Origin of the sequence: Microbacterium sp. UMB0228 (assembly GCF_002871415.1) — a bacterium.
Classification (GTDB): Bacteria; Actinomycetota; Actinomycetes; order Actinomycetales; family Microbacteriaceae; genus Microbacterium.
The window spans coordinates 546,833-561,623 of the sequence record NZ_PNFU01000003.1 but is presented as its reverse complement, the minus strand read 5'-3'; the positions used below and the strand labels follow the sequence as shown (position 1 = coordinate 561,623).

The window sequence follows — 14,791 nt, the reverse complement described above, 5'->3', positions numbered from 1 at the left end:
TGTACTCGGTCACGAAATGGCAACGGGACCCCCCTGGCCCCGGGCTTTCCAGGGGGAATCGCTACCATGATTCCCGGCACGACGAAGTGTCTGGTCGGTGAACCGGCCGTGAACACAACTTCCTTTAGGAGTATTCGTGACTCTTCAGACCGTCATCCTCGCCGCGGGCATGGGCTCCCGCCTCGGCCGCGCGCTGCCCAAGCCGCTCACCGAGCTCAGCGACGGCCGCACGATCATGGGCCAGCAGCACGACAACATCCGCGCCGCCTTCGGCTCCGACGCCCGCATCACCACGGTGGTGGGCTACCGCGCGGAGACGATCATCGAGGCCTTCCCCTCCGTGAACTACGTCCACAACGACCGCTACGACGAGACGAACACCTCGAAGAGCCTCCTGCGCGCCCTGGGCGCCACCGGCAGGAGCGGTGTGCTGTGGATGAACGGCGATGTCGTCTTCGACCCGATGATCCTCGGCCGCGCGGCCGCGTACATCGAGCGCGACCAGTCGTTCGTCACCGTCAACACCGCCAAGGTCAGCGACGAAGAGGTGAAGTACACCGTCACGGCGGAGGGCTTCATCAAGGAGCTGTCGAAGTCCGTCAAGGGCGGCCTCGGCGAGGCGGTCGGCATCAACTACATCTCCTCCGGCTTCAAGAAGGCGTTCATGCGCCAGCTGCAGCGGGTCGAGGATCAGGACTACTTCGAGCGCGGTCTCGAGCTGGCGATCGCCGAGGACGGCCTGCTGCTCGAGCCGATGGACGTCTCCGACCTGTACGCGGTCGAGGTCGACTTCGCGGAAGACCTGGAGCGCGCGAACCTCTTCGTGTGACGCTCCCCTCCGAGAGCCCCGTTCCGCCACGGACCGGGGCTCTCGGTGTTTTCGCGGTCGCGCTTCATAGGATCGGCACATGGCCCCCAAGGTGCACAAGATCCACTCCCTGCCGGACGACGCCCCGTGGGACAAGGGCGTGCCGCCGGTCGGCTCCCCCGAACACCCGATGATGGTCCGCGGGCTCGATCGGGTGCTCTCGATCCAGCGCCCGCTGGTCCTCGCCCACATCCGCAGCATCCGGCTGCGCAACCCGCACGCGACCCCCGACGAGATCATCCGGATCCTGGAGCGCCGCTATCTCGCAGCCGTCACGACGGGCGGGGCCGCGGTGGGGGCGACCGCCGTGGTCCCCGGTATCGGCACGGGCATCACGCTCGCCCTCTCCGGCGTCGAAACGGTGGGATTCGTGGAATCCACCGCCCTCTTCGCGCAGTCGGTCGCCGAGGTGCACGGCATCGCCGTCGGCAACCCCGACCGCGCACGCGCTCTCGTCATGACCCTCATGCTCGGCAAGGAGGGCGTCGACCTCGTCGGACAGCTCGCCCGGCAGGTCACCGGTCGCGGCAGCAGCCGATCGGCGTACTGGGGCGAGCTGGTGACGAAGTCGCTCCCCCGCGCCGCCGTGGGGCCGCTCGTGGACCAGCTCAAAGGGATGTTCGTGAAGCAGTTCGCGACCAGGGGCGGGGCGTCGTTCCTCGGCAAGGCGATGCCGTTCGGGATCGGTGCGGCGATCGGCGGCGCGGGCAACCACATCCTCGGACGCCGGGTCCTCACCACCTCGCACCGGGCATTCGGGGCCGCGCCTCTCACCCTCCCCGCGGAGCTGGAGCCCGTGCCCGGTGCCGAGAAGGTGGAGCTGCGGATGCTGCGCGGAGCGCGCTATGCCGGCAACGCGGTCGCGGGAGCCGCGGGCACCGTGGCACGCGGCGCGGGATGGGTCGGACACCGGGTCGGCGAGATCGCCGGTCGCCGACGCGAGCACCCCACGGAGGAACTCGACGCCGGTCCCGCCGATGGCGATCACGGGTTGCCGCCACGACCGGGTTCCGACACGACCGCGGGGTGAGCGGGCGCGCACCTCGCCAAAGGATCCGCCGCCCCGTTGTGCCGATCATCCAACGGACGGCGCGGAGCCGACGCTAGGGTGGAATCCGTGACGGACAAGCCCGACCCCTTTACCACCGCCGGAAAGATCGCGGACCTGCGCGCTCGCTACACCGAGGCCGTCGTCGACGCCGAGGCCAAGGCGAAGGAGAAGCAGCACGCCAAGGGCAAGATGACCGCCCGCGAGCGCATCGAACTCCTCGTCGATCCCGGCAGCTTCGTCGAGTTCGACGAGTACGTGCGGCACCGCACCACCGCGTTCGGCATGGATCGCTCGCGTCCGTACGGCGACTCCGTGGTGACCGGCGTCGGCACCATCCACGGCCGCACGGTCGCCGTGTACTCGCAGGACTTCTCGACTTTCGGCGGCTCGCTGGGCGAGGTCGCCGGGGAGAAGATCGTCAAGATCATGGAGTTCGCGCTGGCGGGGGGCATGCCCTGCATCGGCATCCTCGACTCCGGCGGCGCCCGCATCCAGGAGGGCGTCGTCGCCCTCGGCAAGTACGGCGAGATCTTCCGCCTCAACACCCGCGCCTCGGGCGTGATCCCGCAGATCTCGATCATCATGGGCCCGGCGGCCGGCGGCGCGGTCTACTCCCCCGCCCTCACCGACTTCGTCATCATGGTCGACAAGACCAGCCAGATGTTCGTCACCGGACCCGACGTGATCAAGACCGTCACGGGCGAGGACGTCGGCATGGAGGAGCTCGGCGGCGCCTACACGCACAACACGCGCTCCGGCGTCGCGCACTACCTCGCCGAGGACGAGGACGACGCGATCGACTACGCGCGCACGCTCCTCGGCTTCCTGCCGGACAACAACATGGCGGAGCTGCCCTCGTACGAGAGCGCGTTCGAGTTCGAGACCACCGACGCCGACCGGACCCTCAACGCCCTCATCCCGGACTCCCCGAACCAGCCGTACGACATCCACACCGTGATCGAGCACGTCGTCGACGACGGTGACTTCCTCGAGGTGCAGCCGCTGTTCGCCCCGAACATCGTCATCGGCTTCGGACGCATCGAGGGCCGCTCGGTCGGCATCATCGCCAACCAGCCGTCCCAGATGGCCGGAACGCTCAACATCGAGGCCGGCGAGAAGGCGAGCCGGTTCGTGCGCTTCTGCGACGCGTTCTCGGTCCCCATCGTGACCCTCGTCGACGTTCCCGGCTACCTCCCGGGCACCGACCAGGAGTGGACCGGCGTCATCCGCCGCGGCGCCAAGCTCCTCTACGCGTACGCGGAGGCCACCGTGCCGCTCGTGACCGTCATCCTCCGCAAGGCCTACGGCGGCGCGTACATCGTCATGGGCTCGAAGCAGCTCGGCGCCGACGTGAACCTCGCCTGGCCGACCGCCGAGATCGCCGTGATGGGCGGACAGGGCGCCGTCAACATCCTCTACCGCGGGGAGATCCGCAAGGCGGAGGAAGCGGGCGAAGACGTGGCGGCGGTCCGTACGCGTCTCGCGAACGAGTACACGTACAACGTGGCCTCGCCCTTCCTCGCGGCCGAGCGCGGCGAGCTCGACGGGATCATCGAGCCGGCGAACACGCGGGTGGCCATCGCGAAGGCTCTGCGGGCGTTGCGGGGCAAGCGTGCCGAGCTGCCTCCGAAGAAGCACGGGAACATCCCGCTGTGAGCGGCCAGGAACCCGCCGTCGACGGGGCGGCGCCTGCGCCCGTGATGCTGGAGGTCACCCGCGGCACCGCGACCGAGGAGGAGCTCGCTGCCCTCATCGCGGTGCTGGGGGACGCCTATGCGAACGAGCAGGCGGAGGCGACGGTCGAGGAGCCGCGGGTCTCCGCGTGGACCCGTACGCAGCGTCCGCTGCGCCGACCACTGCGCCGGGACATCCCCTGGGGACGTTTCGCCGGCTGAGTTCCGGCCCGGATCTTGTCCCCCAAAATACCTACAGACAACCGTTGCTCGGGACCGCAGACTAGAGGAGACGCTTCGCGTTCGGCTGGTCTCTCTGTCCCAGGGTAGACAGACGCTGATCGGCCACCAGCGGACGGTTTTCGGGTAACTGTCCGCACGGCGAGGGGCAGGCGGATTCGCCGCCCCTCGCCCACTCTCATCTCCGCGCGTCGGACGTCGTCCCGCGCCGCTCCCTCGTGATCTCGTGCCACAGGTCCACGGAATCGTCGTCCGATGCCCGCAGACCCGCGCGACCGACGACGGTGACGGCGACGAGCGGGTCTCGAGCGGAGCGGATGATGATGCGCCCCGTCCCGGCGTTGCGGAGCACCGACGCGAGCTCGTCGCGGATCTCCATGCGGCGGCCCTCGTCGACGCCGTCGAGTCCGCCCTCGTCGAACACGGTCACCGAGGCGCCGCGACGGCGGGCGGCATCGATCGCGTTGCGGACGTCGTCGTTCAGCAGGTCCGCCCCGCGCAGCTCGTCGCGGAGGCGCCCCTCGGCGAGCCGCGCCTCCAGCCGCTCGTCCTCGTCGAGCTGGCCGCGTGACGCCACCACCCGGCTGAGGACGGGGCCGGCGACCGCGAGGGCGAACTGGGTGCGGAGGCGGCGCTCGCGCTGGCGCACCCGTTGCGTCGCGTGCCAGGCCGACACCGCCTGCTGGATCTCCGACAGGCGCTCCGTGTCGCTCACGGCGCGGTCCCAGAACATCACCAGGAGCTGGGCGACCGCGACCCACATGATCGACCCCACGACGCCGAGGTTCAACGCCACTCCGAACCCGAGGGCGGCGGAGGCGGCGACGACGAGCACGACCAGCGTCGCCCAGCCCGCCCACGCGCGGCGACGGACCACGCAGACGATGCCGAGCAGCCCCAGGGCTCCGATGTACCAGGTGGCGAAGGGCGCCGTCCGATCGTCGGGATCCAGCGAGAGGGTGACCAGCACCGGGATGACCGCGCTCGCTCCGAGGGCGAGGAGCGCCGACCACAGCGGCATGCGCACCGTGACCGGACTCCCGAGGATCGCGATGTTCACCACCACGAGGTACACGGCGATGGCGAGGACCATGAGCAGCGGAGCCGTCGGCTGCTCGATCCACCAGATCCCCCGGGCGACGAAGTACAGCGCGAAGCCGACGGCGAGCGAGGTGGCGACGCTGCGGACGGTCCGGTTCATGAGCGCTCCCACCCCAGGGTCACGACGGTGCCTTCCGCATCCGAGGAGATGTGCGCGGTCCCGGCCACACCGGCCATGCGGGCGAGGATCGAGGCGCGGATGCCGAGCCGGTCGGGACCGATGGCGTCGACATCGAAGCCGCCGCCGGTGTCCGAGATCGTCACGGCGATGCCCTCGTCACCGTGACCGACGACGAGGATGTGCAGACCACGACCGTGGGCGTGCGCGACGGCGTTCCCGATCGCCTGGCGGGCGGCGAGCACGAGGGCCCGCGCGGCCCGCCCCGGGATGAGGCCGCTGCCGCCGCGCTCCTCCACGATGGCGTCCGCGCCCAGCTCGGACAGTGCTCGTCGCAGTTCCACGACGATCTGCGCGGCCCCCACCGGCTCGTCGCTGCCCTCCTCCGCGACCGCGGCCTCGGTGTTCGCGAGCCGCGTGAGGGCCTCCCTGGCCATCGCCACGGCGAGCTCCCGTGCGCGCTCGCCCTCCGCGCGCTCGGCGGCGATGAGCGCGGCGAGGACGCTGTCGTGCATGAGGGCCGACATCGCGACCCGCTCCTCCTCCGCCGCCGCGGCCGCGGCCGCCGTCGCGTACGAGGCCACGGCCGTCCCCCGCGCTTCGTCCACGCCCGCGGCGACCGAGCGGAACATCCAGCCGAGCGACACGATCACGACCCCGAGGATCAGCGTGAAGGAGACGTCGAACGCCGTCGTCACCCAGAACTCCCGGGAGAACTCCCCCTGCACCAGACGCACGTACCCGTAGACGAAGGGCACGCCGACGGCCCACGCGAACTGCAACCGCACGGGGAAGGCCAGCATCGCCGCCACCACGCCCACGTTCACGAGGAAGAAGATCCACGGCTGGTCGCCCGCCACCTTGTCCGTGGGGTCGACGACGATGGGCCACGCCGCGAGCGCGAGCACGTACACGACGGCGAACACCCCCGCGGCCAGGCGCACGCCGCGTCCGACCAGACAGGCGACGAGCATCGCGGTCAGCGGTACGAAGACGGCGACGAGCATCGAGATGTGCGGCGCGTCCGCGCGGGACATCGTCTGCACGGCCGCGATCAGCGCCTGCGCTCCGAGCACGGCCGACCCCAGGGCGACGACGATCGCGAGGATGCGCTCCATCCGCTTGCCGGTGAACCGCTCGAAGCCGTTCTCCGCGCTGCCGGGAGAAGGGATCTTGCTCCAGGCGTCGCGGACGCTCAGCGGCTCAGCGGGCACTCGGCGCCCCGTCGGCCGTCACGATGCCGTCCTCCATCGCGCGCCGCAGCAGATCGACCTTGGTGGGCGCCGGCCGACCGACCTCGACGTACTTCACCCGGATCCGGGTGATGTTCTCCTTCGCCGTGGAGTACGCGACGCCGAGACGCTCGGCCACGGCCTTCAGCGGCAGGCCCGTCGCGTACAGACGGAGCACCTCCCGCTCGCGGCTGGACAGCTGGGCATCGGCGAACGCGCGGTCGCCGTCGACCGCACTCGCCCATTCGACGTTGTTCAGCGCCTCGCCCTGCGCCACGGTGCGGATCGCGTCCAGCACGTCGTCGAGGGCCGACGACTTGCTGACGACACCGGCCGCCCCCGCCGCCAGGGCCTCCCGCACCGCTGCGGGCCGGTCGGCGACGCTGTGGATCACGACACTGGCGCCGTCGGCGACGAGGGACACGACGTTCTCCGTCACCGTCGTCCCATCCCCCAGCGTCAGGTCGAGCACGACGACGTCGGCGGGCGGGGCGCCCGTGGAGGACCGCCACACGAGGTAAGAGCCGACCGTGCTCCCGGTGAACACGACGGTCTGCCCGTCCCTGGCGCACGCGGCCTCGAGGCCGAGGCGGACGGACTCGTGGTCGTCGATGAGGGCGACGGTGCTCATGCCCACAGCCTAGTGAGTCGCGGACCGGGGGCCGGGAATGCGCTCACCGGGTGAGCAGGGCGACGACCTCGAAGTGATGCGAATGCGGGAAGAGGTCGAACCCGCGGAGCGCGTCGATCTGCCACCCCAGGCCCCGGAACGTACCGAGGTCGCGCGCGAGGGCGACGGGGTCGCAGGCGACGTAGGCGATCGCGGACGGAGCCAGCGCATGCACGCCCTCCACGACCGCGCGTCCGGCGCCGGACCGGGGCGGGTCGAGCACCACCGCCCCCGTCGCGCCCCCGCGCCGCGGCTGCTGCAGGAAGCGGTCGACCCGGGCCGTGACGGCGGTCACGTCGAGCGGGGCGAGGTTCGCGGCGGCGTGCTGCGTCGCGCGGCGGCTGGATTCGACGGTCACGACGTCGGTGCCGCCGAGATCCGCGAGAGTCCGCGCGAACAGGCCCACTCCGCCGTACAGGTCGTAGTGCGTCGCGTCCGGCTCCACGTGTCCGTCGAGCAGCCCGTACACGGCGCCGTCGAGGACGGAGGCGGCGCGGGGGTGCACCTGCCAGAACCCGCCGGCGTCGACGTCGAACGTGCGGTCGCCGACGCGCTCCTGCACCACCTCGGGCTTGGGCCGGGGGCGGCGGTCCCTGGGCGCCCGGCGCTCGGCCTCAGGGTGCCGGAGGATGCGCACGCGGCCGTCCGCGGGCTCCACGAGCTCGATGCGCCCGGGCTTCTCGCCCTGCAGGGCCAGGGCGGCCTCGGCGATCGCGGGGCGGGCGAGCGCGTAGGTCGACACCGGCACGACGCGGTGGCTGCGGGCGGCGAAGGGACCGATCCGCCCTGCATCGTCGACGTGCAGGGTCACCCGCGTGCGCCACCCCCTCCCGTCGCCGGACTCCACGGCCTCGATCTCCGGGGCTTCGAGGCCGGGACCGGCGAAGCGGTCGAACGCCTCCGCCAGCACCTGTCGCTTGAGTGCGCGCTGGTGGTCGAGCTCGATGTGCCCGAGGTCGGCGCCGCCGGGTCGCTGGGCGGGGTCGTGCGCGATGTCCGCCTCCGGCCAGATGTGCGGCCGGCGATGCGGGGAGGCGTCGAGGACCTCGAGCGTCTCGGCGCGCCAGAAGCTCCGGGTGTCCGGCTCCCCGGCGGCGGGGGACGGATCCAGCAGGCGGGCACGGACGCGCTCGCCCGGGATCGCGTCCGAGACGAAGATCACACGGCCCTCGTGACGGGCGATGAAGGTGCCTCCGTGGGCGATGCCGGTGATGTCGAGATCGAGCACGTCGGCTGCGGAGGAAGTCATCCTTCGAGGATACGGTGGTCTCCATGCGCGTCTGCCTCGCCTCCACCTCCCCCGCCCGGCTCATGCTGCTGCGTCAGGCCGGCATCGAACCCCTCACGCTGTCGCCAGAGGTGGACGAGGACGCCCTCGCCGCCGCGGCGGAGGAGCGCATGGGTCCCGTCGCACCCGCCGACCTGGTGCTGCTGCTCGCCCGCGCCAAGGCCGCAGCCGTCGCCGAGCGGCTGGCCGCCGAGGGCGCGTTCGACGGCATCGTCATCGGCGGAGACTCGATGTTCGCCCTCGGGGACCGGGTGTACGGCAAGCCCTACACGCCGGAGGAGGCCACGCGCCGGTGGCAGGAGATGCGCGGCGCCACGGGCGTGCTGCACTCCGGGCACTCCGTGTTCCGCGTCTCCCCCGGCGCGGCTCTCGTCGAGGCGACCGCCGTCGCGGAGGCCGCCGTGACGTTCGCCGAGGACATCAGCGATGAGGAGATCGCCGCGTACGTGGCATCGGGGGAACCGCTGCACGTCGCCGGGGCCTTCACCGTGGACAGCCTCGGCGGCGCCTTCATCACCCGGGTCGAGGGCGATCCCTCCACCGTGGTGGGCATGTCGCTGTCCACCGTGCGCCGCCTCACCGCCGACCTCGGGGTCCGGTGGACGGATCTGTGGTCGTAGACTCCCCTCGACGTTTTTCCCTCTTTCTTGTCGAGAGTCGTCAAAAGTATCGGGATGCTACTCGCTAGGCTGGCAACCATGCCTGAAATCGCGAAGGTGCTCGTCGCCAACCGCGGCGAGATCGCCGTCCGCATCGTCCGTGCCGCTCGTGACTCCGGGATCGCCTCGGTCGCCGTCTACGCCGACCAGGACAGGGACGCGCTGTATGTGCGCCTGGCCGACGAGGCGTATGCGCTCGGTGGCGCGACCAGCGCCGAGACGTACCTCCAGATCGAGAAGATCCTCTCCGTCGCCCGCCGTGCCGGTGCCGACGCCGTGCACCCCGGCTACGGCTTCCTCGCGGAGAACGCTGAGTTCGCGCGCGCGGTGATCGACGCCGGGATGATCTGGATCGGCCCCTCCCCGGAGGCGATCGAGGCGCTCGGCGACAAGGTCACCGCCCGCCACGTGGCCGAGAAGGTCGGCGCGCCCCTCGCGCCCGGCACCCCCGGCCCGGTCTCCGGTGCCGACGAGGTCGTCGCCTTCGCGCAGGAGTACGGTCTGCCGATCGCGATCAAGGCGGCCTACGGCGGCGGCGGACGCGGCCTCAAGGTCGCCCGCGAGCTCGACGAGGTCGAGGAGCTGTTCGAATCCGCCACCCGCGAGGCCGTCGCCGCCTTCGGCCGCGGCGAGTGCTTCGTGGAGAAGTACCTCGACAAGCCCCGCCACGTCGAGACCCAGTGCCTCGCCGACGCCGAGGGCAACGTCGTCATCATCTCGACCCGCGACTGCTCGCTGCAGCGCCGTCACCAGAAGCTCGTGGAGGAGGCCCCGGCCCCGTTCCTCACGCCCGAGCAGAACGAGAAGCTCTACTCGGCATCCAAGGCCATCCTCAAGGAGGTCGGCTACGTCGGCGCGGGCACGTGCGAGTTCCTCATCGGCGCCGACGGCACGGTCTCCTTCCTCGAGGTGAACACCCGGCTCCAGGTCGAGCACCCGGTGTCCGAGGAGGTCACCGGCATCGATCTCGTCCGCGAACAGTTCCGCATCGCCGCCGGCGGCACGATCGACTACGACGACCCCCAGCCGCAGGGCCACTCCATCGAGTTCCGCATCAACGGCGAGGACCCGGGTCGCGGATTCCTCCCCCAGCCGGGCCCCATCCACGTCTTCAAGACCTTCGGCGGCCCCGGCATCCGCCTCGACTCCGGTGTGACGGCCGGGGATGCGGTCTCCGGCGCGTTCGACTCGCTGCTCGCGAAGATCATCGTCACCGGCAAGGACCGCGCCGAGGCCCTGGAGCGCGCGCGTCGGGCCCTCGACGAGTTCGAGGTCGCCGGTCTGCCCACCGTCATCCCCTTCCACCGCAAGGTCGTCCGCGACCCCGCCTTCACGGCCGAGGACGGGACGTTCGGGGTGTACACGCGCTGGATCGAGACCGAGTTCGACAACGACATCCCCGCGTGGGACGGCGAGCTGGAGGCTCCGGCTCCGGCGAACGCCCGGCACACCGTGGTCGTCGAGGTCGGCGGCAAGCGCCTGGAGGTCAGCCTGCCCGATCGCGTCGCAGTCGCGCCCGGCACCACCGGCCGCCCGGCGGCCGTGCCGCCGTCGCGCCGCAGCCACGCCACGGTCGCCAACGCCGGTGCCTCCGGTGACGCGGTGAAGTCGCCGATGCAGGCCACGGTCGTCAAGGTCGCGGTCGAGGAGGGGCAGCAGGTCGTCAAGGGCGACCTCGTCGTCGTCCTCGAGGCGATGAAGATGGAGCAGCCGCTGCAGGCGCACAAGGACGGCGTGGTGGGCAACATCGACGCCGCCGCGGGCACCACGGTCTCCGCCGGCCACCAGCTCCTCACGATCTCCTGACCCGCGAGACCCCGCTTTCACGCCGAGACCCCGGGCTGCAGATGTCTGCAGCCCGGGGTCTCGGCGATTGCGCGGGGTCTCGGGGTCAGGAGATGTTCACGAGGTGCATCGCGCGGCTCGCGTCGGTGATGCTGCTCGAGAGCGAGGGGTACGCGGCGAAGACCCGCGAGACCTGGTCCACGGTGAGGCGACGCTCGACCGCGATCGCGATGGGGTAGATCAGCTCCGAGGCCTTCGGGGCCACGATCACGCCGCCGATCACCGTGCCGGAGCCCTTGCGGGCGATGAGCTTGACGAAGCCGTCCTTGATGCCCATCATCTTCGCGCGCGGGTTGGCGGCGAGCGGCAGCTTGTAGACCATGCCGTCGGCGAGGCCGTCCTCCACGTCCTTGACGCCGTAGCCGACGGTCGCGATCTCCGGCGCCGTGAAGATGTTGGAGGTGATCTTGATGAGCTCGAGCGGGATGACGATGTCCCCCAGCGCGTGGAACACCGCGGTCCGTCCCTGCATCGAGGCCACCGAGGCCAGCGGGAAGAAGTTCGTGCAGTCCCCGACCGCGTACACGTTCGGCACCGAGGTGCGCGCGACGCGGTTCACCCGGACGTGACCGGAGTCGTCGAGCTCGACGCCGGCCTCCTCCAGGCCGATGCCCGCGGTGTTCGGGATGGAGCCGACGGCCATGAGGCAGTGGCTGCCCTCGACCGTGCGACCGTCCGACAGGGTCACGGTGACGCCGTCGCCTGTGACCTCGACCTTCTCGGCCCGCGACTTGGACAGCACCTGCATGCCGCCGCGCTTGAACACCTTCTCCAGCACCCGCGCCGCATCCTGGTCCTCGCCGGGGAGGACCTGCTCGCGGCTGGAGACGAGCGTGACCTTCGCCCCGAGGTTCATGTAGGCGGACGCGAACTCCGCACCGGTCACGCCGGAGCCGACGACGATGAGGTGCTCGGGCAGCGCCTTCATGTCGTAGAGCTGGGTCCACGTGAGGATGCGCTTGCCGTCGGGCTTGGCGGAGTCGAGTTCGCGCGGCGAGGCGCCGACTGCGACGACGATGGTGTCGGCCTCGACGCGGTCGAAGTCCGTGCCCCGCTCACCCGTGGAGACGACGATCGCGTTCGGACCCTCCAGACGGCCGTGACCGGAGAGGATCCGGACACCCGCGTCGAGGAGGGTGGTGCGCATGTCCTCGGACTGCTGACCGGCCAGCGCCACGAGACGCTTGTTCACGGCGGCGAGGTTGATGGCGATCTCCGGCTTGAGCGGCTTGCCGTTCTCGCCCTTGGCGTAGAAGTTCACGCCCAGGTCGCTGGCCTCGGAGATGGCGACCGCGGCGTCCGCCGTCGCGATGAGGCTCTTCGACGGCACGACGTCGGTGAGCACGGCCGAACCGCCGACACCGACGCGCTCGACGAGGGTGACCTCCGCTCCGAGCTGGGCGGCCGCCAGGGCCGCCTCGTAACCGCCGGGTCCGCCGCCGAGGACGGCGACGCGCTGAGTGCGCTCGAAAGTGGTGGAAGACATGCTCTCCATTCTTCCGCAATCCTGGCACCGGAGCCTGCCACTTCCTAGAGTGGATCCATGCCTGAAACCCACAGCAACCCCCTCGACGACCCCGCTGCGAACCCGTTCGAGGTCGCAGCCGAAGCCGCCGCCGACATCGCGAGGCTGACCGGCGTCGAGAAGCACGACATCGCCCTCACGCTCGGCAGCGGCTGGGGCAAGGCGGCCGACCTCATCGGCGAGACCGTCGCGACCATCCCCGCGACCGAGGTCACCGGATTCTCGAAGCCCGCCCTGGAGGGCCACGTCGGCACCCTGCGCAGCATCCGGACCCCGGGCGGGAAGAACGTCCTCGTCATCGGCGCCCGCACGCACTACTACGAGAACCACGGCGTGCGCCGGGTCGTGCACAGCGTCCGCACCGCCGCAGCCACCGGCGCGAAGATCATGGTCCTCACCAACGGCGCCGGCGGCATCCGCGAGACGTGGAAACCCGGTCAGCCCGTGCTCATCAGCGACCACATCAACCTCACCGCCGACTCCCCGCTCGAGGGCGCGACGTTCATCGACCTCACCGACCTGTACGCGAAGCGCCTGCGCGACATCGCCCGCACGGTCGACCCGACGCTCGACGAGGGCGTCTACACGCAGTTCCGCGGCCCGCACTACGAGACCCCGGCCGAGGTGCAGATGGCGAAGCACATCGGCGGGCACATCGTCGGCATGTCCACCGCGCTCGAGGCGATCGCCGCGCGCGAGGCCGGCATGGAGATCCTCGGGTTCTCGCTCATCACGAACCTCGCCGCCGGCATCCAGCAGACGCCGCTCAGCCACGCCGAGGTCATCGAGGCCGGTCGCGAGGCGGAGCCGGTGATCTCCGCCCTGCTGGCCCGGGTGGTCGAGGCCCTGTGAGCGAGGAGCGGCTCGCCCAGGCCCGCGCCTGGCTGCGCCAGGACCCGGATCCGCAGACCCGCGACGAGCTCGCCGGCATCGTCACCCGGGCCGCCTCCGGGGACGAGGCCGCCGTGGCGGAGCTCGACGACCGCTTCGGCAGCCGTCTCGCGTTCGGGACGGCGGGACTGCGCGGCGCCCTCGGGGCCGGGAGCAACCGGATGAACCGGGTGCTCGTCTCCCAGGCCGCGGCGGGCTTCGCGGCGTACCTGCGCGAGCGGGCCGCCGGGGCGACGCCGACGGTCGTGATCGGCTACGACGGACGCCGGAACTCCCGGGTGTTCGCCCAGGACTCCGCGGAGCTGTTCGCCGGGGCCGGCCTGCGCGCGATCCTGCTCCCCCGCCTGCTGCCGACGCCCGTGCTGGCCTTCGCCGTGCGTCACCTCGGCGCCGATGCGGGCGTGATGGTGACCGCGAGCCACAACCCGCCGGACGACAACGGCTACAAGGTGTACCTCGGCGGCGCGGATGCCGGCTCGCAGATCGTCGCTCCCGCCGACGCCGAGATCGCCGCCCACATCCAGCGGGTCGCGGACAGCGGCGATGTGCGGGCTCTGCCGCGGTCCACCGCCTACGAGACCGCGGGCGAGGATCTCGTCCAGGCCTACGTCGCCGCCACCGCCGCCGTCGCCCCGGCGCCCGCCGGCGCCCGCCGCCTCCGGTGGGTCTACACCGCGATGCACGGCGTCGGCTGGGAGACGGTCGCCCGCATCCTCGATGCCGCCGGCTACCCGCGACCGATCGTGGTCGACGAGCAGCTGCATCCGGACGCGACGTTCCGCACGGTCTCCTTCCCGAACCCGGAGGAGCCGGGGGCCATGGATCTCGCGTTCGCCACGGCCCGGAGGGCGAAGGCGGACTTCATCCTCGCCAACGACCCGGACGCCGACCGCCTCGCCGTGGCCATCCCGGACGAGACCGCCGCGGACGGCTGGCGCCGCCTCACGGGCAACGAGGTCGGCCTGCTGCTCGGCGCCCGCGCCGCGCGCGCCGCGGCCGGCACTCCCGGGGCCTCGCTCGCGTGCTCGCTCGTCTCCTCCCCCGGGCTCGGCGCCATCGCCGCGCAGCACGGGCTGGAGTTCCACGAGACGCTCACCGGCTTCAAGTGGATCTCCCGGGCGCCGGGCATCGTCTTCGGCTTCGAGGAGGCCCTGGGCTACCTCGTCAACCCCGAGACCGTGCGCGACAAGGACGGCATCTCCGCCGCGGTCGCCGTGCTCGGCCTGGCCGCCGAAGCCCAGGAGCGCGGGCTCACCCTCGCCGATCTCGTCCGCGAGGTCGGCGACACGTACGGGCACTTCGCGAGCGCGCAGGTGTCGGTCCGGGTGGCGGATCTGTCGCTCATCGGCACGGTGATGCTGTCGCTGCGCTCGCTTCCGCCCACGCAGATCGCGGGGCGTTCGATCGCGTCGGCCGAGGACCTGCTGCAGAGCGCTCCGGGGCAGCCCTCCGGAGACGTGCTGCGGTACCGGCTCTCGGACGGCTCGCGGGTGATCGTCCGGCCGAGCGGCACGGAGCCGAAGCTCAAGGTGTACATCGACGCCACGGGTGACTCCGCCGAGGCGGCCGCAGCGGCCGTCGCCGAGCTGGAGGCGGGCGTCCGGGTCCTCCTGGACGAGCGCTCCTGACC

The 14,791-nt window shown here is 71.5% G+C and carries 13 protein-coding genes; 8 read left to right on the top strand and 5 right to left on the bottom strand.

What is annotated here, in order from left to right; genetic code table 11:
* Positions 1 to 136: 136 nt before the first annotated feature.
* From CJ226_RS10150 to CJ226_RS10135, 4 genes are all read left to right on the top strand, one after another.
* On the top strand, positions 137 to 829 hold the full coding sequence (locus CJ226_RS10150; RefSeq protein WP_025105324.1) for an NTP transferase domain-containing protein: 693 nt from the start codon (positions 137 to 139) through the stop codon (positions 827 to 829).
* Between the two features lie 79 nt (positions 830 to 908).
* On the top strand, positions 909 to 1,898 hold the full coding sequence (locus tag CJ226_RS10145) for a hypothetical protein (protein WP_062636585.1): 990 nt from the start codon (positions 909 to 911) through the stop codon (positions 1,896 to 1,898).
* A gap of 87 nt (positions 1,899 to 1,985) precedes the next feature.
* Complete coding sequence (locus tag CJ226_RS10140; RefSeq protein ID WP_374754530.1) at positions 1,986 to 3,575, top strand: acyl-CoA carboxylase subunit beta; 1,590 nt, start codon at positions 1,986 to 1,988, stop codon at positions 3,573 to 3,575.
* Complete coding sequence (locus tag CJ226_RS10135) at positions 3,572 to 3,814, top strand: acyl-CoA carboxylase subunit epsilon (protein ID WP_306304915.1); 243 nt, start codon at positions 3,572 to 3,574, stop codon at positions 3,812 to 3,814. The genes CJ226_RS10140 and CJ226_RS10135 overlap by 4 nt, the downstream gene beginning before the upstream one ends.
* Positions 3,815 to 4,010: 196 nt before the next feature.
* Here CJ226_RS10135 and CJ226_RS10130 read toward each other — a convergent pair whose 3' ends face one another.
* Genes CJ226_RS10130 through CJ226_RS10115 form a run of 4 tightly spaced genes read right to left on the bottom strand, consistent with a single transcriptional unit; the run spans position 4,011 to position 8,202 of the window.
* Complete coding sequence (locus CJ226_RS10130; protein ID WP_102209082.1) at positions 4,011 to 5,033, bottom strand: hypothetical protein; 1,023 nt, start codon at positions 5,031 to 5,033, stop codon at positions 4,011 to 4,013.
* Positions 5,030 to 6,265 carry an ATP-binding protein gene (locus CJ226_RS10125; RefSeq protein WP_062636580.1) on the bottom strand — a complete coding sequence of 412 codons (1,236 nt, stop codon included), beginning with the start codon at positions 6,263 to 6,265 and terminating at the stop codon, positions 5,030 to 5,032. Before CJ226_RS10125 ends, CJ226_RS10130 begins: the two co-directional genes overlap by 4 nt.
* Positions 6,255 to 6,914 carry a response regulator transcription factor gene (locus CJ226_RS10120; RefSeq protein ID WP_060923517.1) on the bottom strand — a complete coding sequence of 220 codons (660 nt, stop codon included), beginning with the start codon at positions 6,912 to 6,914 and terminating at the stop codon, positions 6,255 to 6,257. Before CJ226_RS10120 ends, CJ226_RS10125 begins: the two co-directional genes overlap by 11 nt.
* A 43-nt stretch (positions 6,915 to 6,957) precedes the next feature.
* Positions 6,958 to 8,202 carry a class I SAM-dependent RNA methyltransferase gene (locus CJ226_RS10115; RefSeq protein ID WP_062636578.1) on the bottom strand — a complete coding sequence of 415 codons (1,245 nt, stop codon included), beginning with the start codon at positions 8,200 to 8,202 and terminating at the stop codon, positions 6,958 to 6,960.
* Between the two features lie 23 nt (positions 8,203 to 8,225).
* On the opposite strand from CJ226_RS10115, the gene CJ226_RS10110 reads away from it, so the two are divergent.
* Positions 8,226 to 8,861 carry a nucleoside triphosphate pyrophosphatase gene (locus tag CJ226_RS10110; protein ID WP_102209144.1) on the top strand — a complete coding sequence of 212 codons (636 nt, stop codon included), beginning with the start codon at positions 8,226 to 8,228 and terminating at the stop codon, positions 8,859 to 8,861.
* A 78-nt stretch (positions 8,862 to 8,939) separates the two neighbouring features.
* A complete protein-coding gene (locus CJ226_RS10105; RefSeq protein ID WP_102209081.1) occupies positions 8,940 to 10,706 on the top strand; it encodes a biotin carboxylase N-terminal domain-containing protein in 1,767 nt (588 codons plus the stop codon).
* Between the two features lie 85 nt (positions 10,707 to 10,791).
* On the opposite strand, the gene CJ226_RS10100 is transcribed toward CJ226_RS10105, so the two are convergent.
* Positions 10,792 to 12,240: an NAD(P)H-quinone dehydrogenase gene (locus CJ226_RS10100; protein ID WP_025105680.1), complete on the bottom strand. Its 1,449-nt coding sequence runs from the start codon at positions 12,238 to 12,240 to the stop codon at positions 10,792 to 10,794.
* Between the two features lie 48 nt (positions 12,241 to 12,288).
* On the opposite strand from CJ226_RS10100, the gene CJ226_RS10095 reads away from it, so the two are divergent.
* Positions 12,289 to 13,122 (top strand): purine-nucleoside phosphorylase, encoded by an 834-nt coding sequence (locus CJ226_RS10095; protein WP_025105679.1) that lies wholly within the window; start codon positions 12,289 to 12,291, stop codon positions 13,120 to 13,122.
* Positions 13,119 to 14,789, top strand: a complete 1,671-nt coding sequence (locus CJ226_RS10090; RefSeq protein ID WP_102209080.1) for a phospho-sugar mutase — start codon at positions 13,119 to 13,121, stop codon at positions 14,787 to 14,789. Before CJ226_RS10095 ends, CJ226_RS10090 begins: the two co-directional genes overlap by 4 nt.
* Positions 14,790 to 14,791 lie beyond the last annotated feature (2 nt).

What these genes read in the sequence shown, in the direction of transcription:
- CJ226_RS10145 (WP_062636585.1), top strand. Translation starts at nt 909, where the DNA reads ATGGCCCCCAAGGTGCACAAGATCCACTCCCTGCCGGACGACGCCCCG.
- CJ226_RS10130 (WP_102209082.1), bottom strand. Translation starts at nt 5,033, where the DNA reads ATGAACCGGACCGTCCGCAGCGTCGCCACCTCGCTCGCCGTCGGCTTC.
- CJ226_RS10120 (WP_060923517.1), bottom strand. Translation starts at nt 6,914, where the DNA reads ATGAGCACCGTCGCCCTCATCGACGACCACGAGTCCGTCCGCCTCGGC.
- CJ226_RS10115 (WP_062636578.1), bottom strand. Translation starts at nt 8,202, where the DNA reads ATGACTTCCTCCGCAGCCGACGTGCTCGATCTCGACATCACCGGCATC.
- CJ226_RS10110 (WP_102209144.1), top strand. Translation starts at nt 8,226, where the DNA reads ATGCGCGTCTGCCTCGCCTCCACCTCCCCCGCCCGGCTCATGCTGCTG.
- CJ226_RS10105 (WP_102209081.1), top strand. Translation starts at nt 8,940, where the DNA reads ATGCCTGAAATCGCGAAGGTGCTCGTCGCCAACCGCGGCGAGATCGCC.
- CJ226_RS10100 (WP_025105680.1), bottom strand. Translation starts at nt 12,240, where the DNA reads ATGGAGAGCATGTCTTCCACCACTTTCGAGCGCACTCAGCGCGTCGCC.
- CJ226_RS10095 (WP_025105679.1), top strand. Translation starts at nt 12,289, where the DNA reads ATGCCTGAAACCCACAGCAACCCCCTCGACGACCCCGCTGCGAACCCG.